The sequence below is a fragment of the Kitasatospora sp. NPDC034023 genome, from assembly GCF_055575795.1.
Genome location: NZ_JBVIRY010000019.1, coordinates 51,591 through 72,260 on the forward strand (window position 1 = coordinate 51,591; position 20,670 = coordinate 72,260).

The following is a 20,670-nucleotide window of genomic DNA, read 5'->3' on the forward strand; positions in this document are numbered from 1 at the left end:
GGGCGGCTCGGCCCCGGGGATACAGTGCGGGTGCAGAGCGCGCCGCCGACCACGAGGGGTACCAGAACCGATGAGCCGCCGAGACCGCGACCGCGACGGCGCCCAGGGCCACGACCGGAAGCGGGGCGCCGGCTCCCCGGTGACCGTCACGGTCTGCCGCGGCTGCTGCTGCGGCACCGAGGCGAAGCACCCCGGCGTGGACCACGCGGGGCAGTACGAGCGGCTGCGGACGGCGGTGGGAGAAGCGGGCCGGGTCCGGGCCGTCAAGTGCCTGGACGTGTGCAGCCAGTCCAACGTGGTGGTGGTCGGCCCTTCCGGTGAGGGCCGGGCCGCGGGCGGGCGGCCGGTCTGGCTCGGCTTCGTGCTGATGGACGAGATGATCGACGACATAGCGACCTGGGTGCGCGCGGGCGGCCCCGGCCTCGCCGACCCGCCCGGTCTGCTCGACCTCCAGCTGATCTCGGTCTCCCGCCGGGTCCGTGAGGCCCTGCCGGAGTGACTTCCGGGCCGGAATCCTGATCGATTGTCAGATCGTCGGCCCCGGGGTGGTTCGGCGGCCCGCACCACTACCATGACCGGTGGCGTCGAGCCGTTCCGCGCGAGGGAGGAAGACGATGACGACGGTCTGTCGGATCTGCGCGGGCACCGGCCGGACCGCCGGCCTCAGCTGCCGGACCTGCCAGGGCACCGGCACCACCGAGGTGGGCGGCGGGGGCGGCAACTGCTTCCTGTGTGACGGCACCGGGGAGTACGTGCGTTACCGGGTGGACGCGACCGGCGCCAAGCACGCCTACCGGGACGAGATCTGCCGCACCTGCGACGGCACCGGCAACCGGACCGCCACGCAGTGGGACGAACCCTCCTGACCCTCCGGCACGTTCCCCCCTCGTCGTGGTATCCGTCGACATCCGCTCAGGTGGCGCAGCCGGTGGCGGTCATGATCCGGCGTCGGATCGACGCGGACATGCCCTTTACCGAACCATGGTCGAACATTGGCGTTCGAATGGGGGACGCGCTGCGACCCGTTCACCGCGCGTCCGCGTGCGATCCACGCGCCGCTGACAGAGTCCCGCGCATGGATATCCCCAACATGGGCGTGCCGGCCAAGCTTGCCGACCGCATGAGCACGGCCGAGCAGCACGAGTACTTGCGGGCCCGCTTCTCCCGCCGCCGGATGCTGCGTGCCGGTGCCGTGACCGTCGGCGCCGTCGCCGTCGGCGGCGCCCTGGGCGGCGGCACCGCCTTCGCGGCGCCGGCCGGCCCGCAGCTGCTGACGGGCGGCACGACGGACGGGATCGACGGTTCGCTGGTCGCGCCGGTCGGTCGCCACCTCCAGTTCGGCCCCGAGCCGGACACCCAGTTCCGGGTCTCCTGGCAGGTCCCGGCGCCGGTCAAGAAGCCGTTCCTGCGCTTCGGCAAGACCCCCTGGGAGCTCAGCCACAAGGTGCAGGCCGAGGTCCGCGCCCTGCACACCCCGGCGCTGACCCCCGGCAGCCAGCCGGTGGACCAGTACTACCTGCACGTGGCGCTGGAGGACCTGCACCCCGACACCACGTACTACTACGGTGTCGGCCACGAGGGCTTCGACCCCGCCTCGCAGCAGCAGATCTCCACCCTGCACACCTTCCGCACCGCGCCCTCCCGCGACCACCGCTGGGGCAAGGTGTACGAGCCGTTCACCTTCACCGCCTTCGGCGACCAGGGCGTCAGCTCGCACGCGGCGGGCAACGACCACATCATCAAGGCCCAGAAGCCGGCCTTCCACCTGCACGCCGGCGACATCTGCTACGCCGACCCGGCCGGTTCCGGCACCGACCCGGACAAGTCCGTCTACAACGCGAAGACCTGGGACGACTTCCTGGTCCAGACCGAGACGGTCGCCGCCGAGATCCCGTGGATGGTCGCCTACGGCAACCACGACGTCGAGGCCTGGTACTCGCCCAACGGCTACGGCGGCGAGAACACCCGCTTCTTCCTGCCGAACAACGGCCCGGACCCGCGCACCGTGCCCGGCGTCTACACCTTCCGCTACAAGAACGTCGGCGTCATCTCCCTGGACGCCAACGACGTCTCCTACGAGATCCCGGCCAACCTGGGCCTCTCGGCGGGCAAGCAGACCAAGTGGCTGGAGCGCACCCTCAAGGACCTGCGCAACGACGAGACCATCGACTTCGTCGTGGTCTTCTTCCACCACTGCGCCTTCTCCACCACTGTCGCGCACGCCTCCGAGGGCGGCGTCCGCGAGGCCTGGGTGCCGCTGTTCGAGAAGTACCGGGTGGACCTGGTCATCAACGGCCACAACCACATCTACGAGCGCACCGACGCCATCCTGGGCAACAAGGTCTCGAAGCAGGTGCCGAGCGGCGCCACCATCGAGCCCGAGAAGGACGGCGTGGTCTACGTGACCGCGGGCGCGGCCGGCCGCAGCCTGTACAAGTTCGACGTGCCGGACACCTACGAGGGGCACGAGAACCACCGGGACGAGGTCGCCACCTACTACTGGGGCAAGGGCCGGGTGAAGACCCCCGAGACCATCCAGTGGTCGCGGGTGCGCTACACCGGCTACTCCTTCATCAAGGTCGACGTCACCCCGGCGCACCTGGGTCAGAAGTCGGTCATGAAGGTCACCGCGCTGGCCGAGGACGGCACGCAGATCGACAACTACTCGATCCTGCGCAAGGTCGGCGAGGGCTGGGACTCCGGCCGCGACGACGACGGCGAGGGCGGCGGCTGGGGCTGGTAGTCCCGGGCGGTCGTGACGGTGCCCCGGGGTCGGAACTCCGACCCCGGGGCACCGGCGTCGGCTCTCCGGTGCTCAGCGCCGGGGGCCGTACATGATGACGGCGACCCCGGCCAGGCAGATCAGCGCGCCCACCACGTCGTAGAGGGTCGGCCGGAAGCCGTCCACGGCCACGCCCCACAGCAGTGAGCCGGCCACGAACACCCCGCCGTACGCGGCCAGCACCCGGCCGAAGGCGCTGTCCGGCTGCAGCGCCGCGACGAAGCCGTACGCGCCGAGCGCCACCACTCCCAACCCGGCCAGCCACCAGGGCCGTTGCTCGCGCACGCTCTGCCAGACCAGCCAGCAGCCGCCGATCTCGGCGAGCGCGGCGAGGACGAACAGGGCGACGGAGCGCAGGACGGTCATGACCGGTGAGCGTACGTGCTGTCAGCCCTGCCGGTACGTCGCCAGGAAGCGGCCGATCCGGTTGACGGCGGTCTCCAGGTCGTCGGCGCGGGGCAGGGTGACGAAGCGGAAGTGGTCCGGGCGGGGCCAGTTGAAGCCGGTGCCCTGGACGACGTGGATCTTCTCGCGCAGCAGCAGGTCCAGCACGAACTGCTCGTCGTCGACGATCCGGTGCACCGCCGGGTCCAGCTTGGCGAAGGCGTACAGGGCGCCCTTGGGCTTGACGCAGCTGACGCCGGGGATCTCGTTGAGCGCCTTGACCGCGATGTCGCGCTGCTCGGTGAGCCGGCCGCCGGGCAGCACCAGGTCGTTGATGGACTGGTGGCCGCCGAGCGCGGCCTGGACGGCGTACTGGGCGGGCACGTTGGGGCACAGCCGCATGCCGGAGAGCATGGTGAGGCCCTCCAGGTAGTCGGTGGCGTGCTGCTTGGGCCCGGAGACGACCAGCCAGCCGCTGCGGAAGCCGGCCACCCGGTAGGACTTGGAGAGGCCGTTGAAGGTGAGGGTGAGCACGTCGTCGGCGAGGGCGGCGAGGCAGTGGTGCTCGGTGCCGTCGTAGAGGATCTTGTCGTAGATCTCGTCGGCCAGGACCATCAGCTGGTGGCGGCGGGCCAGGTCGAGGATGCCCTCCAGCAGTTCCTTCGGGTAGACCGCGCCGGTGGGGTTGTTGGGGTTGATGACGACGATCGCCTTGGTGCGGGGGGTGATCTTGGCGGCGATGTCGTCCAGGTCCGGGTACCACTCGGCCTCTTCGTCGCACAGGTAGTGCACGGCCTTGCCGCCGGCCAGTCGGACCACGGCGGTCCAGAGCGGGTAGTCGGGCATCGGCACGAGCACCTCGTCGCCGTCGTCCACCAGCGCGGTGACGGACATCTGGATCAGCTCGGAGGCGCCGTTGCCGAGGTAGACGTCGTTGACGGTGACGCCCTGGACCCCGCGCTGCTGGTAGTACTGCACCACGGCGCGGCGGGCCGGCAGGATGCCGCGCGAGTCGCTGTAGCCGTGCGCCTTGGGCAGGTTGCGGATGATGTCCTGGATGATCTCCTCGGGCGCCTCGAAGCCGAACGGTGCCGGGTTGCCGGTGTTCAGCCGGAGGACGGTGTGCCCGGCCTCCTCCAGGGCGTTGGCCTGGTCGACCACCGGGCCCCGGATCTCGTAGCACACGTCATTCAGCTTGCTGGACTGTCGAAACTCCACCTGCGGCCTCCCGACCGTCACCACCGCTCCGTTGCTTCTGCTTTGTTCTACCAAGTTGGCACTTGGAAAGTCCAACCTTTTGGCTATGCTGATCCACATGTCACGCCGAAGCTACGACCAGTACTGCGCCGTCGCCCGCGCCCTGGACGCGGTGGGGGAACGCTGGAGCCTCCTGATCGTCCGTGAACTCCTCGGCGGCCCCCGCCGCTACACCGACCTGCACGCCGACCTGCCCGGAGTCTCCACCGACATCCTGGCCGCCCGGCTCAAGCAACTGGAGGGCGAGGGGCTGGCCACGCGGCGGCGACTGGAACGACCGGCCAACGCGACGGTCTACGAGCTGACCGAGCGCGGGCGCGAACTGCGGCCGGTCATCGAGGCACTGGGGGAGTGGGGCCTGACCGCCCTCGGCGAGCAGCGGCCCACCGACGCCGTGCGCGAGCACTGGTTCACGCCCCGCAAGGCGGGGGACGAGGCGGCGGCGGTCGCGGGCTGACGACCCGGCGAGGCGAGGCGGTCCGGGCGGGGCGGTCCGGGGAGGTGTGGTGCGGGGGGTGCGGGGCGGCGGCAAGGCCCCCGTCGCCGGCCGCCGCCCCGTGGCCCCAGGGTGGCGCGGGCCGATAAACGAACGCTCGACGCGCGATGAGCGCCGAGGTCAGGGACCTCCCCGCAGGGCCCTGACGCGGGACCTCCCCGCAGGGCCGCGCAGGCGCACACGTACGATCGTCGGACCGCGAAGCCGTCCCAGGAGAGCGGAGGCCAGCCCGTGCCCACCCCCTATCGCAGCTACGTCGACTACGTCGCCCTCGGTGACTCCTTCACCGAAGGCATGTGCGACGACCTGCTGCCCGACGGCCACTACCGCGGCTGGGCCGACCGGGTCGCCTCGGCACTGGCGGCGGAGCACACCGACGGCCACTTCCGCTACGCCAACCTCGCCGTCCGCGGCAAGCTCATCGGCCAGATCCACGACGAGCAGCTCGCCCCGGCCGCCGCCATGGGCGCCGACCTGGTCACCCTGGCCGGCGGCCTCAACGACGTGCTGCGCCCCGGCTGCGACATCGACCGGGTCGAACGGCTGCTCGGCGACTGCGCCCGCGAACTGCGGGCCACCGGCGCCACCGTCGTCCTGTTCACCAGCACCGACCCCACCCGCAGGATGGCGGGCGGCGCCCGGCTGCTGCCCACCATCCTGCGGATGAAGGCCTTCGTGCAGGAACTCGGCCGGCAGGACGGCTTCGCCGTGGTCGACCTCTTCTCCGCGCCCTGCTTCGACGACCGCCGCATGTGGGCCGAGGACCGGCTGCACCTCTCGCCGGAAGGCCACCGGCGGGTCGCCGAGGGCGTGCTGGAGGCGCTCGGCCGCCCCGCCTCCTTCGACTGGCGCGCCCCGCTGCCCGTCGCCGCCCCGCCCGGCCGCGCCGAGCGCCTGCGCGCCGACGCCCGCTGGCTGCGCACCCACCTCGGCCCGTGGATCGGCCGCCGCCTGACCGGCCGCTCCTCCGGCGACGGCCGCCCGCCGAAGCGGGCCGAGCTGCTGCCGTACTCGTAGCGGCTGCCTTCAAGCTCCCGCCTGCGGGGCGAGTTCGAAGGCAGCCCCTAGGCCGCAGCCGGCTTCGGCTCCAGGACCAGGCTCGCCATCGGGGCGTGGGTGGTCCAGCCGAGCGCGGTGTAGAGCGCCTGTCCCTCCGGGGTGCCGACCAGTACGCCGGTGCGCGCGCCCCGCTCGTACGCGGCGGACTGCAGCGTCCGCATCACGAGGGCGCCCAGGCCCCGGCGGCGGAACTCGGGCACCGTGGTGATCTGGTCGGGGACGGCCACCGGGCCGGCCAGGCCCGCCTGGCCGCGGGCCGCCGGATGCCCGGCCTCGGTGCGCACCAGCGTCCGGAGCACTCCGCCGCGCTCCCAGATGGTCACGGTGTGGCCGGCCGGGGGCTCGGGCCGCTCGGGGGCGAGCGGGACGCTCATCAGGAAGCCCGGCGCGTCCAGCCGCCACTGCGGGCCCAGCCAGGGGCGCACGGTGTCGCCCTCGGCGAACAGCTTCAGCCAGGTGGTCGGCGCGGTGGTGGCCTCGGCGATCTTGCGGACCTCGGCCTCGGTCGGCTCGGGCAGCACGTGCCGGCCCACCTCCCCGACCGGCGCGCCGACGTCGATGCTCCAGCCCCAGGGCTGGTCCACCGGCTCGGCGGAGCCGCGCGAGACGGCCCAGCCCGAGATCCACATCCGGACCAGTTCCCTGATGCCCGGCTCCGTCATGATGCCCACCCTTTGCATGTAATAGTCACTTGTGCAGTTCATACCTTACAGGCGGTTCGGGTGGTCTGCCCAGTAGGATTTCGGGGTTCACGGCGCCGCACCGGCGCCCAGTTGGAAGGACCCCGGAACGTGCGCGAGACCCAGCCGCCGCAGGACCCCACGGCGGCCGCGCCGACCCCGCTCCAGTCCGACTGCGGCAGCTGCTTCGGGCTCTGCTGCGCCGCCCTGCCGTTCACCGCCGGCACCGACTTCGCCATGAACAAGTCCGCCGGCACCCCCTGCCGCAACCTGCAGACCGACTTCAGCTGCGGCATCCACGCGCGGCTGCGCGAGAGCGGCTTCCCGGGCTGCACCGTCTACGACTGCTTCGGCGCCGGGCAGCGGGTCTCCCAGGTGACCTTCGGCGGCCGCAGCTGGCGCGAGGAGCCGGACAGCGCCGGGCCGATGTTCGAGGTCTTCCCGATCGTGCGGCAGCTGCACGAACTCCTCCAGTACCTCACCGAGGCGCTCACCTTCGAGCCCGCCCGCCCCCTCCATGCCGAGCTGCGACAGGCCCTGGAAGAGACCGACCGGCTGGCCGGCGGCACCCCCGAGGAGATCCTCGCCGTCGACGTCCCGGCCCACCGGCAGCGTGTCAGCGAGCTCCTGCTGCGCGCCGGCGAACTCGTCCGCGCCGCCGTCCCGCGCCGCCGCGAACACCGCGGCGGCGACTTCTTCGGCGCCCGCCTGCGCGGCGCCGACCTGCGGGGCGCCAACCTGCGCGGGGCGCTCCTGGTGGCCGCCGACCTCGCCGGCGCCGACCTGCGGCTCGCCGACCTGATCGGCGCCGACCTGCGCGACACCAACCTGGCCGGAGCCGACCTCAGTACGGCCCTCTTCCTCACCCAGGCCCAGCTCCACGCCGCCCGCGGCGACGCCGCCACCCGCCTCCCGGCCGGCCTCACCCGCCCCGCCCACTGGCCCACCACGGCGCTGCCGGTGGCGGCCCCGGCGGCCAAGCCCCGGTCCCGGTCCGGTGCCGGGTCCGGGTCCGAGGCCGGTTCCGGTTCCGGTTCCGGCAGGTCCGGCGGCCGGCCGGCCCGGGGGCGTCGCCACTAGAGCGGCCCAGGGGCTACTGGCCCACCCGGCCGTCGACGCACTCGCGCAGCAGGTCGGCGTGCCCGCAGTGCCGGGCGTACTCCTCGACCCGGTGCAGCAGCACCTCCCGGATCGCGATCCCGCCCTTCCCGACCCGCTCGCCCAGGTCGGCGTACCCCGCCAGCGCGGCGTCCGTCGCGGCCTGCTCGCGTTCGAGGTCCCGGAACGAGGCCTCCACCACGGCCTGTTCGGCCACCGCCCCCTCGAAGTCGGCGTCCCGCGTGCCGTAGAGCTTGGGCAGCGGCTCGTCCTCGGTGAGCCAGTTGCGCCAGTCCCGCTCGACCTCGGCCAGGTGCCGGACCAGCCCGAGCAGGGACATCGTCGACGGCGGGACCGAGCGGCGGGCCAGCTGTTCGGCGTCCAGGCCCTCGCACTTCATCCGCAGGGTCAGCCGGTAGTTCGTCAGGTAGTCCTCCAGCGTCCCGAGTTCGCCGTCGGGGCTGGGGCCTTCGCTGTTGCGGGGGTCGGCGTCCGGGTCGGCCCACATGTCGGGGTAGACGGTCGCCTCGGTCCGTCGCGCGGGTTGCTCGGTCATACCGTGCATGGTTGTCGCAACCGCTCCTGCCCGCCACCGAGTTATCGCCGCGGGCGCACGGGAAGTCGGCCGGTCCGACTTCCCGTGCGGGCAACGGCGCGGCTCAGTCGGTGAGCAGGCGGGCGCGCAGGTCGGCGACCTGGTCGCGGTCGATGCCGAGGGTGCCGGTGAGGTAGCCGTCGACGGAGCCGTAGCGGGCGGCGAGGTCGGCGAGGGTGAGGCGGATGACGGTCTCCGGGGCGCGGCCGTAGCCGGGCCAGCGCAGGACGCGGTCGGGGTGGGCGGCGTGCCAGTCGGCGATGAAGTGCGGGGTGGCGAGCTCGGTGAGGGCGAAGTCGGCGGCGGTGTCGTCCTCGGCGACGCCCAGCAGGGTGAGCAGCAGGGCGGCGATGAGCCCGGTGCGGTCCTTGCCGGAGGCGCAGTGGAAGACGACCGGGGCGTCGGCGGCCGCGATCACGTCCAGGACCTGGCGGATCTCCTTCACCCCGTCCTCGGCGACCTCGGCGAAGCGGTCGGCGAGGTAGCGCCAGGGGTCGAGCTCCGGGTCGATCTCGGCCTGGTCGTAGGGGCGGTGCTCGATCGACAGGTTGTGGTATTCCAGTCCGTCGACGTCGGGCACCCGGCCCTTGGCGGCGATCTCCCAGGGGTAGCGGAGGTCGATCACGGTCCGGACGCCGAGGGCCCGGAGCTTGTCGAGGTCGGCGGGCGAGGTGAGCTTGCCGAGCGAGTCGGAGCGGTAGAGCAGGCCCCACCGTACGGACCGTCCTCCGGCGGCCGGATAGCCCCCCAGGTCGCGGAAGTTGTGCAGGGCATCGAAGGTGTGGTGACGCGTCGTCATGCGCGGCACTCTAGGACAGGCCGCTAGCCGGCGGCGGGCCGGCCGTAGCCGTGGGCGAGGAGGTCGAAGGCGCGGGTGGCGTCGCCGACGGCCTCGGCGTGCAGGTCGTCGGGGGTGCGGCCGTCCTGGATGCGGCGCCAGTTGTGCAGGGCGAGGACGCGCTGGGTGGCGGTGACCTGGGCGGCGAGCAGTGCGGCGGTGAGCTCGCGGGGCTCGGCGAGGTCGGGGGCCTCGCGCAGGGCGTCGGCCAGGGACCGTTCGGCGCGGGCCACGTACTCGCCGACCCGGGCGGCCAGGCTCGGGGTGCCGTAGACGAGGGCGGTGAAGGCGAGGACGGCGGGGTGGTCGTTGAGACCGGTGACGGGGTCGCGCCGGGTCAGGCCGGTCAGGAAGTCCCGGAGCAGGGCGTCGAGCACCGGTTCGCCGGCGAGCCGGTTGCGGACGACCTCGGCGGCCTGTTCCTGGTGGTCGGCGAAGCGGTGGACGACCAGGTCCTCCTTGCTGGGGAAGTAGGAGAACAGGGTCGGCTTGGAGACCTCGGCGGCCGCCGCGACCTCCGCCACCGACACCTGGTCGAAGCCGTGCTCCAGGAAGAGCGCGATGGCCGCCTCGGAGATGGCCCGCCGGGTCTGCTCCTTCTTGCGCTCACGCAGTCCGCTCATGCCGTCAGGCTAGCAGAAACCTTGACTCGGGAAGGGTTTTGACCCGGTCGCCCTGTCGGCGCGGCGCCGTCAGGAGTTGATCGACTCCAGGATCCGGCGGATCGACTCCACCACCGGGGCGCCCGCCGTCACCAGGGAGGCGACGCCGGAGATGTTCCGCAGCGCGCGGCGCAGGACGGACGGCGGCGTGCCGGTGCCGTCGCCGATGGCCTCCAGTGACTCGTCCAGCACCTCGCGGTCCTCCGCCGGGACCTGCCCGCGCAACGCGTGCACGGCGGCGACGAGTTCGCGCATCGCCGCCCGGGGGTCGGCCGGGGCCTGGTGCTTGACGATGCCGATGTTGTGGTCGCCGTGCTGGGTGACGGAGTCGCCGAAGTGGATGTCGCCGCTCATCGGCCGACCTGCTTCCCTGTGTTGTGGTTGCCGTACTGGTTGATCCGGTCTCCGATGTGGACGTTCTCCACCTGGAGGGCGAACTCGGCCTGGGGGTTGTCGATCGCGTCCATGATCATCTGGATCAGGTCGCCGATCTGCCGCGGGTCGTGGCTCACCACCGCGGTGGTCGAGGAGTTGGAGGTCTCGATGACCAGTTTGTACAGCGCCCGCTGGCGCAGCCTGGCGACCAGGCGGTAGACGATGAAGACCAGACCGACGAGCACCAGCAAACCGGGGACGACCGCCGCCTGCGACTTCTCGAGGGAGTTCTGGACGAGCGCGCCGAGGGTGGCGGTGGCGAACACCAGCGCGAACAGCTGCCGGACGAACCGGATGATCGTCCGCGAGCGCTTGGGCGGCCACCAGACCAGCTGCCGCGCCCGGGCGATGTGCTGGAGCGGGTACGCGTCGCCACCGATCCACAGCACCCGCCGGCTCACGCTGACGTCGATCACGTTCCGTGCCAAGTCCGTTCCCCCTGCCCCTAGTGGCACAGGAACCATAGCAACCGACGCCGACATCGTGACGTGGAGTCAAGAGGGCGGCTCAGGAGGGAGAGTCAGGATGGCGGGTCAGGAAGGAGAGTCAGAAGGGCGGGTCAGGACGCCGCCCGACGGGCGGTGACTTCGATCTCGATCCGCATCCGGGGGTCGGCGAGCCCGCACACCTGCATCGTGGCGGCCGGGCGGACGTCGCCGAAGCAGCGGCGCAGGACCGGCCAGCAGGGCTCGAAGTCCGCGCGCTCGGGCAGCAGGTAGCGCACCCGGACCACGTCGGTGAAGCCGCAGCCCGCCTCGGCCAGCGCGGCCGCGATGTTGCGCAGGCACTGCTCGGCCTGCTCGACCACGTCCTCGGAGATGGTCATGGCCGTGTAGTCGAACCCGGTCGTCCCGGACACGTGGACCCAGTCGCCGTCCACCACGGCACGGGCGTAGCCGATCTGCTCCTCGAAGGTCGAACCGCTGAGGATCGCGCGTCGTTCTGTCATGCCGGGAACGCTAGGTGGGCTGCGGGGATACGTCCAACACTCCGAGCGGGATGATCTGATATCCCTGGAGGTATGGAGCGCCCCGAACTCCCCCTCCCACAGCTGCACGCCTTCGCCGTGCTCGCCGAGGAACTGCACTTCGGCCACGCCGCCGCCCGCCTCGGCATCGCCCAGCCGCCGCTGAGCCAGCAGATCCGGCGACTGGAGGAGAAGGTCGGCCACCCGCTGTTCCGGCGCGACCCCGGCGGCGTCGCCCTCACCCCGGCCGGCCGCGAACTCCTGCCCGCCGCACGGCGGGCCCTGACCGACCTCGCGGACGCGCTGGCCGCCGCCCGCGCCGTCGGCAGCGGCGAGGCCGGCCGGCTGCGGATCGGCTTCTCCGCCTCCCTCGCCCTGACCGTCCTGCCCGGCCTGCTGGACACCTTCCGGCAGCGCCGGCCCGCCGTGCACCTGGACGTGCGCGAGATGACCAGCGCGCCGCAGCTCGCCGCGCTGCACGACCGGAGCATCGACGTGGGGCTGCTGCGCGAACCGCCGACGGACGAGCCGGAGCTGCGCTTCCGGACGATCCTCACCGAGCCGTTCGTGGCCGTGCTGCCGGCGCACCATCCGCAGGCCCGCCGACGGACCGCCCGGCTCGCGGAGTTGGCGGACGAGCCGTTCGTGCTGCTGCCCCGGGAGGACGGGCCGCAGCTGTACGACCGGATCACCGGCCTGTGCGCCGGGGCGGGCTTCACCCCGCGGATCGGGCAGCACGCGGTGGAGTGGCAGACGGTGTGCGCGCTGGTCGGGGCCGGACTGGGCGTCTCGCTGGCCCCGGCGAGCATCCGGCGGATCCGCCTGCGGGGCGTCGCCTTCCGCCGCGTCGAGCCCGGCACCGCCCGCACCCGGGTCGCCGTCGCCTGGCGTGCCAACGACCCCAACCCCCTGGTGCGCCACCTGCTCGCGGCCGTCGACGAGGAGCAGCAGACGGAGCCCTAGGCTCTAGACGCTGCGGTCGGCGAGCACCTCGCGGACGACGTGGCGGGCGTTGGCGGTCAGGGCCTGGTCGGTGTGCCGGTAGTACGGGATCGTCACCAGGGCGATCGAGAAGGCCCAGGCGCGGCCGCGGGCCCACATGGCGTCGTCGGCGCGCAGGGCGGCGCGGAAGGCGGGGCGGGCGGCGGCGGGCAGCAGGTTCCAGGCGGCGATCAGGTCGGCGGTCGGGTCGCCGACGCCCATCAGGGCGAAGTCGATGACCGCGGCGAGCCGGCCGGTCCGGGAGACCAGCAGGTTGCCGGGGGTGAGGTCGCCGTGCATCCAGACCGGCGGTCCGGCGTAGTCGGGCAGGCGCAGGGCCTTGTCCCACAGGGCGGTTGCGGCCGCGGTGTCGATGGAGCCGGCGAGCTGGGCGATGGCCGCGCGGGTCGCGCCGTCCCGGGAGGCGAGCGGGACGCTGCGGTGGCCGGCCGGGGCGTCGGTCGGGTTGACGGTGCGCAGGGCGTTGACGAAGCCGGCCAGGTCGCGGGCGAGCGCGTCGGGCGCGGCGAGGACGCCGACCGCGGGGTTGACGCCGTCGATCCAGTGCAGCACCGACCACTCCCACGGGTAGCCCGCGGCGGGCCGGCCGATCGCGAGCGGGGCGGGGACCGGCCGCGGCAGCCGTGGTGCCAGCCGGGGCAGCCACTGGTGCTCCCGGCGGACGTCTCCGGCCGCCCACTCCACCCGGGGCAGCCGGACGGCGAGTTCGGGCCCGAGGCGGAACATCGCGTTGTCCGTCCCGGCGGAGCCGACCGGCGTGATGGGAAGGCGCTCCCACTGCGGGAACTGGGCGGAGATCAGGCGTCTCACCAGGGCCGCGTCGACCACCGGCTCGTTGGGGTGCATCCGGGTGGCAGCGCACATGCCCGGCAGCGTACAGCTCCGGTCGTTTTCGTTCAGGCGTATTCCCGAAGTGTGCGGACTTATAGGCTGACGGCATGGTGATCAGTCAGCGGACGCCGGGAGAACGCCGGGCCCTGCACGCGGCCCTGGCCGTGCTGGCGCTGCTCGTCCTGCTCGGTGCGGTCGGGCAATACAGCGAGCGCCCGGGCGGCCTGCTGGTGCTGCGCGACTGGTTCGACCGGCCGCTGCTGCTGTGCACCGTCGCGCTGCCGCTGCTGCTGGTGGTGCTGTACTGCGTCACCTGGTCGGCCTGGATCCGGGTGGTCCTGGGCGTCGGCGTGCTGCTGACGGCCGCGGCGACAGTGCCGCTGTGGATCTTCCTCGACGACCCGCGGTCCACCGCGACGCGGCCGGCACCCGACCGCTCCGACCGGCGGATCGTCCGGCAGGAGGAGCCCGGGATGCTCAGCACCGCCCAGTGGGTCTTCGTCGACCAGGGCACCGGCCTGACCACCCGCCGCTGGCAGGTCGCCTACGCGGGCTTCCGGTACGGCGACGGGGTCGACGCCGCCTGGGACGGCCCGGACCGGATCAGGCTGACCTACGGCAGCCGGACGACGGTGATCGACCTCGCCGCCGACGGCCGGCCCGACGGTTCGCTCACACTGGAGTGACCCGCACCCCGACCGTGCCGCCCTTGCCGAAGCGCAGCACGTTCGCGGTCAGCGCGATCGCGCACAGCAGCCCGTACTTGCGCCGCAGCAGCTTGCGGTAGGCGGGCGCCCGGGCCGGGTCGAGCACGGCGGTGGCCGGGACCTGGGCGCCGAGCAGGTTGCCGCGGATGTCGCTCGGGCCGACCAGCACGTCGGAGCGGTTGCGCAGGCGCTTGACCTTGCCGGTCTTCGTCACGGTGGTGAAGACCAGCGCGTCGCCGTCCCGCGCGACCCAGACCGGGGTGGCGACCGGGGTGCCGTTCCTCCGGTAGGTGGTGAACAGCAGGTACTTGGCGGCGGCGAGCCGCTCCACCTCGGCGGCAGCGTCCAGAGTGTCCATGCCCGCCAGCCTAGGAAGCGGCAACTGGGCATCGCTTGAGCCTTCTTGGGGCCGCCGGCCGGGCACGCCACGCCCGGCCGCCCCGGGTACGGCCGGGCGTCGTCGTCGGCACCTGCCAGAATGCAGGGCGTAACGGCGAAAGCACTGAAGGAGAAGGTGACCGGCTTCGTGACCACGCCAGCCGAACAGGTGGCCCGCCAGGCCCAACAGGCGATCGAGCGCAAGATCGCCGAGGAACTGGGCGTCCGCGAGGGGCAGGTGAAGGCGGCCGTCGACTTGCTCGACGGCGGCTCGACCGTTCCCTTCGTGGCCCGCTACCGCAAGGAGGTCACCGGCTCCCTCGACGACGCCCAGCTGCGCAGCCTGGAGGAGCGGCTGCGCTACCTGCGCGAACTGGAGGAACGCCGGGCGGCCGTCCTGGAGTCGATCGAGTCCCAGGGCAAGCTGGACGACGCGCTGCGCGCCCGGGTGCTGGCCGCCGACTCCAAGGCCCGGCTGGAGGACATCTACCTGCCGTTCAAGCCGAAGCGGCGCACCAAGGCGCAGATCGCCCGCGAGGCGGGGCTGGAGCCGCTGGCCGACACCCTGCTCGCCGACCCCTCGCAGGATCCGACGGCGCTCGCCGGCGGGTACCTCAACGAGTCGGTGGCGGACGCCCCGGCGGCCCTGGAGGGCGCCCGGGCGATCCTGGTCGAGCGCTTCGGCGAGGACGCCGACCTGGTCGGCTCGCTGCGCGAGCGGATGTGGACCCGCGGCCGCGTGGTCGCCACGGTCCGCGCCGGCAAGGAGCAGGACGGCGCCAAGTTCGCCGACTACTTCGACTTCTCCGAGCCGTTCACCAAGCTCCCCTCGCACCGCATCCTGGCGATGCTGCGCGGCGAGAAGGAGGAGGTGCTCGACCTCGAACTCTCGCCCTACGACGGCGAGTCCGAGGGTGACCTGCCCGGCGAGAACGACTACGAGCAGCGGATCGCCGCCCGCTTCGGCATCGCCGACCGCGGCCGCCCGGCCGACAAGTGGCTCGGCGACACCGTCCGCTGGGCCTGGCGCACCCGGATCCTGGTGCGCCTCGGCATCGACCAGCGCGCCCGGCTGCGCGCCGAGGCCGAGGACGAGGCGGTGCGCGTCTTCGCCGCCAACCTGCGCGACCTGCTGCTCGCCGCCCCGGCCGGCACCCGCGCCACCATGGGCCTGGACCCGGGCTTCCGCACCGGTGTGAAGGTCGCCGTGGTGGACGCCACCGGCAAGGTCGTCGCGTACGACACGATCTACCCGCACCAGCCCGCCAACAAGTGGGACGCGGCCCTGCACACCCTGGCGGCGCTGGCGAAGAAGCACGACGTCGACCTGGTCGCGATCGGCAACGGCACCGCCTCCCGGGAGACCGACAAGCTCGCCGAGGACCTGATCAAGCGCCACCCCGAGCTGAACCTCACCAAGGCGATGGTCAGCGAGGCCGGCGCCTCGGTCTACTCGGCCTCCGCGTTCGCCTCGCAGGAGCTGCCGGAGCTGGACGTGTCGATCCGCGGCGCGGTCTCGATCGCCCGCCGTCTCCAGGACCCGCTGGCCGAACTGGTCAAGATCGACCCCAAGTCGATCGGCGTCGGCCAGTACCAGCACGACCTGAGCGAGGTGAAGCTCTCCCGCTCGCTGGACGCCGTGGTCGAGGACTGCGTCAACGCCGTCGGCGTGGACGTCAACACCGCCTCGGCGCCGCTGCTCACCCGGGTCTCCGGGATCACCGGCACGCTCGCCGACAACATCGTCGCCCACCGCGACGCCAACGGCCCGTTCCACACCCGCAAGCAGCTCAAGGACGTCGCCCGGCTCGGCCCCAAGGCCTTCGAGCAGTGCGCGGGCTTCCTGCGCATCCCCGGCGGCGAGGACCCGCTGGACGCCTCCAGCGTGCACCCCGAGGCCTACCCGGTGGTGCGCCGCATCCTCGCCGCGACCGGCGGGGAACTGCGCGAGCTGATCGGCAACGGCGCCGCGCTGCGGGCGCTGAAGCCCGGCGACTTCGCGGACGACACCTTCGGCGTCCCGACCGTCACCGACATCCTCGGCGAACTGGACAAGCCCGGCCGCGACCCGCGCCCGGCCTTCCGCACCGCGGTCTTCAAGGAGGGCGTCGACAAGATCGGCGACCTGGAGGTCGGCATGGTGCTGGAGGGCGTGGTCACCAATGTCGCCGCCTTCGGCGCCTTCGTGGACGTGGGCGTCCACCAGGACGGGCTGGTGCACGTCTCGGCGCTGTCCAGGAACTTCGTCAAGGACCCGCGCGAGGTGGTCAAGCCCGGCGACATCGTGAAGGTCCGGGTGCTCACGGTGGACGTGCCGCGCAAGCGGATCGGGCTCACCCTGCGGCTGGACGACGAGGTCGGGCGCGAGCGCGGCGACCGGGGCGGCGACCGCGGTGACCGTGCGGACCGGGGCGAGCGGCAGGCCCGTCCGCCGCGCCAGGAGCGGCGCGGCAGCGGGCAGGGCGGCCAGGGCGGCCAGGGCGGCCAGGGCGGTCAGGGTAACCAGGGTGGTCAGGGCGGACGCGGTGGCCAGGACCGGCGCGGTGGCGGCCAGGGCGGTCAGGGTGGCGGCGGCGCGGCACCGGCCAACAGTGCCATGGCGGACGCGCTGCGCCGGGCCGGCCTGACCGGTGGCGGCGCCGGCGGCGCGGGCGACCGGCGCTCCGGGCGGCGCTGAACCGGCGCTGACCGGCACTCCGGGCGGCGCTGAACCGGTGCTGACCGGCCGGGTGAACGAAGGCGGGGCCGGTGGACGTTCGCGCGTCCACCGGCCCCGCCGTCGTGCCGGTCGCAGTGCCCGTCGCAGTGCGGTGCCGGTCAGACCAGGAGTTTGTCCTTGGCCTTCTGGTACTCCTCGTCGGAGATGGCGCCCTTCTCCTTGAGGGCCGCGAGTTTCGCCAGGTCGTCGACGTGGCTGCCGCCGCCGGCGGTCGGCTCCGTCCCGGCCGCGTCCCGGATGTAGGACTTGAACGCGGCTTCGGACCGTTGCGCCTGCTCGATGTCGCGTGTGCTCATCGATTGCCCGCGTGCGATCAGGTACGCGAGGATGCCGATCAGCGGCAGGAAGATCACCAGGACCAGCCAGCCGGCCTTGCCCCAGCCGCTGAGGTCGTGGCTGCGGAAGATGTCCGTGATGATCTTGAACAGCAGGAAGAACCAGAGGATCCAGAGGAACAGCTCCAGCATCGTCCAGAAGATGTTGAGCACCGGGTAGTCCACGGCCAGCGATGTGGTGTCCATGGATGAGTCATATCACCACAAAACGGACATCGTCGCCCGATGCTCCGCCGTTCCAGTGGTCTTCCCCGACCGCGGGAATACCTCGGCCGGGCGACGACCTCGGCCGGGCGACGGCCTCGGCCCGGTCAGGGCCGGCTCGGCCTCAGCCCCGTCCGGCCCGGCCCCGCAGTTCGACCGCCAGGCCGATCAGCTCGCCCCACCAGGCGTCGTGCCCGCTTAGCAGCAGCCGCTGCGCCTCGGCGACGGGGACCGTACGGACCTCGACCACCTGCTCGCCGTCCGCCGGGTTGGTCGGCGAGGACTCCAGCACGACCTCGCCCCAGCCCCACAGCCAGGCCTTCTCCGGGTGTGGCTGCCACGGCCGGTACGGCACCGGATCGTCGGTGCGGCAGCGGTGCGCGCCCAGCCAGCCCGGCTCGCCGAGCAGCCGGGCGCCCGCCTCCTCGCGCAGTTCGCGCTCCAGGCAGGAGGCGACGCTCTCGTCCTGCTCGCGGGTGCCGCCGGGCAGGAACCAGTGGTCCCGGTCGTCCCGGCAGAGCACCACCTCGCCGTCCGCGAAACCGACCAGGTGGATGTTGGTGACCAGTGAGTCCGGCGGCATCTCGATGGAGAACTGCGCGTCGTACCGTCCCCAGCTCCAGTGCTGCGGCGCGTGCAACGCCGGGAAGCGGGCGGCGAGTTCGGCGGCTCTGGCGGAGGTGTCGGTGCGGTCCGTGGTGTCGGTCATTCGGTGATCGTAGTGCCGGTCGGGAAACGGCGGGGAGCGGTCGGATGGACGAGGGCGATGTCGGACGTGGAGATGGCGCGCGGCCGGCGCGGGCGCAGCGTGTCGGTCGGTGCGCCGACCCAACTCCCCAGCGAGATCTCGGCGGTGATGCCCGGTCCGAAGCCGGCGATCAGTCCGGTGGTGCCCTCGGAGACGCCGCCGTCGTCGAACAGCCGGGCGAGGGCGTCGAAGACGACGGCGCTGGCGATGTTGCCGCGCTCGGTGAGCGTCGCGCGGCTGTAGCGGAAGGTGGCCGGCTCCAGGTTGAGGAAGCGGCACAGGTCGTCCAGGATGCGTGGGCCGCCGGCGTGCACGATGTAGAAGCCGAGCCCGGAGACGTCCCAGCCGTGCTCGCCGGCCAGGCCGCGCAGTGCGGGCGCGAGCATCTCCATCGTGCCGGGCACCCGCCGGTCCAGCTGGAAGTGGAAGCCGGTGTCCCTCACCCCGTACGAGATCCAGTCCTCGGTGCCCGGGACGAGGTGCGAGCCGTTGCGCTCGATCTGCACGCCGCGCCCGCCGTGCCCGCGCATCACCACGGCGGCCACCGCGTCCCCGAACAGGCCGTTGGAGAGCAGCGAGCCCACGCCGAGGTCGGTCGGCTGGTAGCAGAGCGAGCAGAACTCGCAGGCGACGATGAGCACGTTGGCGCCCGGGTAGGCGCGGCAGAAGTCGTGCGCGCGGTTGACGGCGGCGCCGCCGGCCGCGCAGCCGAGCTGGGCGATGGGCACCTGGCGGGTGTCGGAGCGGAAGCCCATGGTGTTGATCAGCCATGCGGTCATCGACGGCATCATGAAGCCGGTGCAGGACACGTAGACCATCAGGTCGATGTCCCGGGCGGTCAACTCGGCGTACTCGAGGGCGCGTTCGATCGCCTCGGGGACGCGGCGCTTGGCCTCGCGCTCGTACACCTCGTTGCGGACGGTGAAGCCCGGGTGGGTGAGGGTCCGCTCGATCGGCTGGACCAGGTGCCGGGTCCGCACCCCGGTGTTCTCGATCAGCCGCAGGGCCAGGCCGAGTTCGGGGTGGCCGGCGTGCAGGGTGCGGGCCAGGGCGAGGGTCTCGTCGAGGGTGATGACGTGCTCGGGTACGGCGATGGCGGGGCGGCAGAGTGTTGCCATGGGCGTGGGTCTCCCCTGGGGGCCTGCGGGCAGGCCGGTGGATGCCTGGAACGGTACGGGCGCGGCGGCGGTGGCGGGCGCGGCGGTGGCGGGCGGGGGAGCTGCTACCAGGCCACCGGCAGGGTGCGCGGGAACCGCCAGATCGAGCCGGAGTCCCAGTCGAGGTCGGCGGGTTCGGCGGCCAGCCGCAGGTCGGGGAAGCGCCGCAGCAGGGTGCCGATGGCGACCTGCAGCTCCATCCGGGCGAGGTGCGAGCCGAGGCAGTGGTGCTGGCCGTAGCCGAAGGCCATGTGGGTGGGCTCGCCGCGGTCGAGGTCCAGCTCGTCGGGGCGCTCGTAGACCGCCGGGTCTCGGTTGGCGGTCAGGTAGGAGACGTGCACCGCCTCGCCGGCCCGGATCAGCACCCCGCCCAGCTCGACGTCCTCGGTGGCGACCCGGGCGATGCCGACGCCCTGGCGGAACGGGATGAAGCGCAGCAGCTCCTCCAGGGCGCGCGGCAGCAGGTCGGGCTGGGCGCGGAGCTTGGCGAGCTGCTCGGGGTGGGTGAGCAGGGTGTAGGTGATGTTGCCGAGCTGGTAGGTGCTGGTGTCGTGGCCGGTGACCAGCAGGACCATCGCCATGACGGTCAGTTCGTCGGCGTCGAGCAGTTCGTCGCCGTCGCGGGCGGTGGCGAGGGCGCTGATCAGGTCCTCGCCGGGGTCGGCGCGGCGGGCGGCGGTCAGCTCGCTGAAGTAGCCGCGCAGGGCGGCCTTGGCGGCTTCCTGGCCGTCCCGGCTGGCCGGGCCCATCCGCATCATCGCGACGGCGTGGCCGCGGAGTTCGGCGCGGTCGGCTTCGGGGATGTCCAGCAGCTCGCAGATGGTGGTGAGCGGGAGCCGGGCGGCCAGGAAGTGCATCAGGTCGGCGGGGGAGCCGTGCTCCGCCATCTCGTCGTAATAGCCGTCGACGGTCCGCTGGGTGGCGGGGCGCATCCGCTCGACCTGGCGGTTGGTGAAACCCTGGGCGACCAGTCGGCGGAGCCGGTTGTGGGCGGGCGGGTCCATCAGGTTGATCGCCTCGGACTGGGCGATCGGGGCGGGCGTCATCCGGGGCAGGTCGCGGCCGATGCCCGCGGCGCGGCTGAAGCGGCGGTCGGTGGTGACCACCCGGACGTCCTCGTAGCGGGTGGCCAGCCAGGCCTCGCCCTCGCCGTGCGGCAGCCGGATCCGGGCGATCGGGGCCTCGGTGAGCAGCCGCTTGAGGAGGGGGTCGAACTCCAGGCCGTCGGTGTGGTGGAAGGGGCAGTCCCACACGAGGGGAGTGGTGGTCACGGGCCTGTCCAATGGTCTTCGTCATGCCGGGTGATGCCGCCCGCGGTGGATCTTCCGTTCGGGCG

General features: G+C 72.8%; 23 protein-coding genes and 1 pseudogene. 9 read left to right on the forward strand and 15 right to left on the reverse strand.

Annotation, left to right across the window (positions count from 1 at the left end; genetic code table 11):
* Positions 1–70: 70 nt before the first annotated feature.
* From ACZ52R_RS24465 to ACZ52R_RS24475, 3 genes are all read left to right on the forward strand, one after another.
* On the forward strand, positions 71–499 hold the full coding sequence (locus tag ACZ52R_RS24465) for a (2Fe-2S) ferredoxin domain-containing protein (protein WP_465618597.1): 429 nt from the start codon (positions 71–73) through the stop codon (positions 497–499).
* Between the two features lie 115 nt (positions 500–614).
* The gene (locus ACZ52R_RS24470; RefSeq protein ID WP_360499309.1) at positions 615–866 is read left to right on the forward strand and encodes a hypothetical protein; all 252 of its coding nucleotides are present in this window, start codon (positions 615–617) and stop codon (positions 864–866) included.
* 209 nt (positions 867–1,075) lie between these two features.
* Positions 1,076–2,743 carry a purple acid phosphatase family protein gene (locus ACZ52R_RS24475; RefSeq protein WP_360499311.1) on the forward strand — a complete coding sequence of 556 codons (1,668 nt, stop codon included), beginning with the start codon at positions 1,076–1,078 and terminating at the stop codon, positions 2,741–2,743.
* A gap of 72 nt (positions 2,744–2,815) precedes the next feature.
* Here ACZ52R_RS24475 and ACZ52R_RS24480 read toward each other — a convergent pair whose 3' ends face one another.
* Complete coding sequence (locus ACZ52R_RS24480; RefSeq protein ID WP_465754139.1) at positions 2,816–3,148, reverse strand: YnfA family protein; 333 nt, start codon at positions 3,146–3,148, stop codon at positions 2,816–2,818.
* A 21-nt stretch (positions 3,149–3,169) separates the two neighbouring features.
* On the reverse strand, positions 3,170–4,384 hold the full coding sequence (locus tag ACZ52R_RS24485; RefSeq protein ID WP_360499315.1) for a pyridoxal phosphate-dependent aminotransferase: 1,215 nt from the start codon (positions 4,382–4,384) through the stop codon (positions 3,170–3,172).
* A 97-nt stretch (positions 4,385–4,481) separates the two neighbouring features.
* Here ACZ52R_RS24485 and ACZ52R_RS24490 point away from each other — a divergent pair.
* Positions 4,482–4,835, forward strand: a pseudogene (locus ACZ52R_RS24490) (winged helix-turn-helix transcriptional regulator); the annotation flags it as partial.
* 315 nt (positions 4,836–5,150) lie between these two features.
* Positions 5,151–5,936: an SGNH/GDSL hydrolase family protein gene (locus tag ACZ52R_RS24495; RefSeq protein WP_465618600.1), complete on the forward strand. Its 786-nt coding sequence runs from the start codon at positions 5,151–5,153 to the stop codon at positions 5,934–5,936.
* 47 nt (positions 5,937–5,983) lie between these two features.
* On the opposite strand, the gene ACZ52R_RS24500 is transcribed toward ACZ52R_RS24495, so the two are convergent.
* Entirely contained in the window at positions 5,984–6,640 is a 657-nt protein-coding gene (locus tag ACZ52R_RS24500; RefSeq protein ID WP_465618602.1) for a GNAT family N-acetyltransferase, read from the reverse strand.
* 129 nt (positions 6,641–6,769) lie between these two features.
* Between ACZ52R_RS24500 and ACZ52R_RS24505 the strand changes: the two genes are divergently transcribed.
* On the forward strand, positions 6,770–7,738 hold the full coding sequence (locus ACZ52R_RS24505) for a pentapeptide repeat-containing protein (protein ID WP_465754140.1): 969 nt from the start codon (positions 6,770–6,772) through the stop codon (positions 7,736–7,738).
* 13 nt (positions 7,739–7,751) lie between these two features.
* On the opposite strand, the gene ACZ52R_RS24510 is transcribed toward ACZ52R_RS24505, so the two are convergent.
* The 6 genes from ACZ52R_RS24510 to ACZ52R_RS24535 all read right to left on the reverse strand — a co-directional run bounded on the left by ACZ52R_RS24510 (position 7,752) and on the right by ACZ52R_RS24535 (position 11,235).
* On the reverse strand, positions 7,752–8,312 hold the full coding sequence (locus ACZ52R_RS24510; protein WP_465754141.1) for a DinB family protein: 561 nt from the start codon (positions 8,310–8,312) through the stop codon (positions 7,752–7,754).
* 103 nt (positions 8,313–8,415) lie between these two features.
* Positions 8,416–9,150: a tyrosine-protein phosphatase gene (locus ACZ52R_RS24515; protein ID WP_465754142.1), complete on the reverse strand. Its 735-nt coding sequence runs from the start codon at positions 9,148–9,150 to the stop codon at positions 8,416–8,418.
* A 23-nt stretch (positions 9,151–9,173) separates the two neighbouring features.
* On the reverse strand, positions 9,174–9,812 hold the full coding sequence (locus tag ACZ52R_RS24520) for a TetR/AcrR family transcriptional regulator (protein ID WP_465754143.1): 639 nt from the start codon (positions 9,810–9,812) through the stop codon (positions 9,174–9,176).
* A 69-nt stretch (positions 9,813–9,881) separates the two neighbouring features.
* Positions 9,882–10,205 (reverse strand): hypothetical protein, encoded by a 324-nt coding sequence (locus tag ACZ52R_RS24525; RefSeq protein WP_465618608.1) that lies wholly within the window; start codon positions 10,203–10,205, stop codon positions 9,882–9,884.
* Positions 10,202–10,714 carry a DUF6232 family protein gene (locus tag ACZ52R_RS24530; RefSeq protein WP_465663836.1) on the reverse strand — a complete coding sequence of 171 codons (513 nt, stop codon included), beginning with the start codon at positions 10,712–10,714 and terminating at the stop codon, positions 10,202–10,204. The genes ACZ52R_RS24525 and ACZ52R_RS24530 overlap by 4 nt, the downstream gene beginning before the upstream one ends.
* Before the next feature lie 131 nt (positions 10,715–10,845).
* Positions 10,846–11,235, reverse strand: coding sequence for a RidA family protein (locus ACZ52R_RS24535; protein ID WP_465663835.1), 390 nt, complete (start codon positions 11,233–11,235; stop codon positions 10,846–10,848).
* Positions 11,236–11,307: 72 nt separating this feature from the next.
* Here ACZ52R_RS24535 and ACZ52R_RS24540 point away from each other — a divergent pair, with 72 nt between their 5' ends.
* Positions 11,308–12,216, forward strand: a complete 909-nt coding sequence (locus ACZ52R_RS24540) for a LysR family transcriptional regulator (protein ID WP_465754144.1) — start codon at positions 11,308–11,310, stop codon at positions 12,214–12,216.
* A 3-nt stretch (positions 12,217–12,219) separates the two neighbouring features.
* On the opposite strand, the gene ACZ52R_RS24545 is transcribed toward ACZ52R_RS24540, so the two are convergent.
* A complete protein-coding gene (locus tag ACZ52R_RS24545; RefSeq protein WP_360499336.1) occupies positions 12,220–13,119 on the reverse strand; it encodes an aminoglycoside phosphotransferase family protein in 900 nt (299 codons plus the stop codon).
* 74 nt (positions 13,120–13,193) lie between these two features.
* Between ACZ52R_RS24545 and ACZ52R_RS24550 the strand changes: the two genes are divergently transcribed.
* Positions 13,194–13,772 (forward strand): hypothetical protein, encoded by a 579-nt coding sequence (locus ACZ52R_RS24550; protein WP_465618618.1) that lies wholly within the window; start codon positions 13,194–13,196, stop codon positions 13,770–13,772.
* On the opposite strand, the gene ACZ52R_RS24555 is transcribed toward ACZ52R_RS24550, so the two are convergent.
* A complete protein-coding gene (locus tag ACZ52R_RS24555; protein WP_360499340.1) occupies positions 13,759–14,151 on the reverse strand; it encodes a PPOX class F420-dependent oxidoreductase in 393 nt (130 codons plus the stop codon). The two genes, ACZ52R_RS24550 and ACZ52R_RS24555, sit on opposite strands and share 14 nt — an antisense overlap.
* A 168-nt stretch (positions 14,152–14,319) precedes the next feature.
* Between ACZ52R_RS24555 and ACZ52R_RS24560 the strand changes: the two genes are divergently transcribed.
* Positions 14,320–16,848 (forward strand): Tex family protein, encoded by a 2,529-nt coding sequence (locus ACZ52R_RS24560; RefSeq protein ID WP_465754145.1) that lies wholly within the window; start codon positions 14,320–14,322, stop codon positions 16,846–16,848.
* Positions 16,849–16,988: 140 nt separating this feature from the next.
* Here ACZ52R_RS24560 and ACZ52R_RS24565 read toward each other — a convergent pair whose 3' ends face one another.
* The 4 genes from ACZ52R_RS24565 to ACZ52R_RS24580 form a co-directional block, all read right to left on the reverse strand.
* Positions 16,989–17,411 carry an SHOCT domain-containing protein gene (locus ACZ52R_RS24565; RefSeq protein ID WP_360499344.1) on the reverse strand — a complete coding sequence of 141 codons (423 nt, stop codon included), beginning with the start codon at positions 17,409–17,411 and terminating at the stop codon, positions 16,989–16,991.
* Between the two features lie 142 nt (positions 17,412–17,553).
* Entirely contained in the window at positions 17,554–18,138 is a 585-nt protein-coding gene (locus ACZ52R_RS24570; protein WP_360499346.1) for an NUDIX hydrolase, read from the reverse strand.
* A complete protein-coding gene (locus tag ACZ52R_RS24575; protein WP_360499348.1) occupies positions 18,135–19,295 on the reverse strand; it encodes a type III polyketide synthase in 1,161 nt (386 codons plus the stop codon). Before ACZ52R_RS24575 ends, ACZ52R_RS24570 begins: the two co-directional genes overlap by 4 nt.
* Before the next feature lie 104 nt (positions 19,296–19,399).
* Positions 19,400–20,605, reverse strand: coding sequence for a cytochrome P450 (locus ACZ52R_RS24580; protein ID WP_465618624.1), 1,206 nt, complete (start codon positions 20,603–20,605; stop codon positions 19,400–19,402).
* Positions 20,606–20,670: the final 65 nt, after the last annotated feature.

Coding starts and splice junctions, on each gene's coding strand:
- ACZ52R_RS24465 (WP_465618597.1), top strand. CDS start 71: ATGAGCCGCCGAGACCGCGACCGCGACGGCGCCCAGGGCCACGACCGG.
- ACZ52R_RS24470 (WP_360499309.1), top strand. CDS start 615: ATGACGACGGTCTGTCGGATCTGCGCGGGCACCGGCCGGACCGCCGGC.
- ACZ52R_RS24475 (WP_360499311.1), top strand. CDS start 1,076: ATGGATATCCCCAACATGGGCGTGCCGGCCAAGCTTGCCGACCGCATG.
- ACZ52R_RS24480 (WP_465754139.1), bottom strand. CDS start 3,148: ATGACCGTCCTGCGCTCCGTCGCCCTGTTCGTCCTCGCCGCGCTCGCC.
- ACZ52R_RS24500 (WP_465618602.1), bottom strand. CDS start 6,640: ATGACGGAGCCGGGCATCAGGGAACTGGTCCGGATGTGGATCTCGGGC.
- ACZ52R_RS24510 (WP_465754141.1), bottom strand. CDS start 8,312: ATGACCGAGCAACCCGCGCGACGGACCGAGGCGACCGTCTACCCCGAC.
- ACZ52R_RS24515 (WP_465754142.1), bottom strand. CDS start 9,150: ATGACGACGCGTCACCACACCTTCGATGCCCTGCACAACTTCCGCGAC.
- ACZ52R_RS24520 (WP_465754143.1), bottom strand. CDS start 9,812: ATGAGCGGACTGCGTGAGCGCAAGAAGGAGCAGACCCGGCGGGCCATC.
- ACZ52R_RS24525 (WP_465618608.1), bottom strand. CDS start 10,205: ATGAGCGGCGACATCCACTTCGGCGACTCCGTCACCCAGCACGGCGAC.
- ACZ52R_RS24535 (WP_465663835.1), bottom strand. CDS start 11,235: ATGACAGAACGACGCGCGATCCTCAGCGGTTCGACCTTCGAGGAGCAG.
- ACZ52R_RS24540 (WP_465754144.1), top strand. CDS start 11,308: ATGGAGCGCCCCGAACTCCCCCTCCCACAGCTGCACGCCTTCGCCGTG.
- ACZ52R_RS24545 (WP_360499336.1), bottom strand. CDS start 13,119: ATGTGCGCTGCCACCCGGATGCACCCCAACGAGCCGGTGGTCGACGCG.
- ACZ52R_RS24550 (WP_465618618.1), top strand. CDS start 13,194: ATGGTGATCAGTCAGCGGACGCCGGGAGAACGCCGGGCCCTGCACGCG.
- ACZ52R_RS24555 (WP_360499340.1), bottom strand. CDS start 14,151: ATGGACACTCTGGACGCTGCCGCCGAGGTGGAGCGGCTCGCCGCCGCC.
- ACZ52R_RS24565 (WP_360499344.1), bottom strand. CDS start 17,411: ATGGACACCACATCGCTGGCCGTGGACTACCCGGTGCTCAACATCTTC.
- ACZ52R_RS24570 (WP_360499346.1), bottom strand. CDS start 18,138: ATGACCGACACCACGGACCGCACCGACACCTCCGCCAGAGCCGCCGAA.
- ACZ52R_RS24575 (WP_360499348.1), bottom strand. CDS start 19,295: ATGGCAACACTCTGCCGCCCCGCCATCGCCGTACCCGAGCACGTCATC.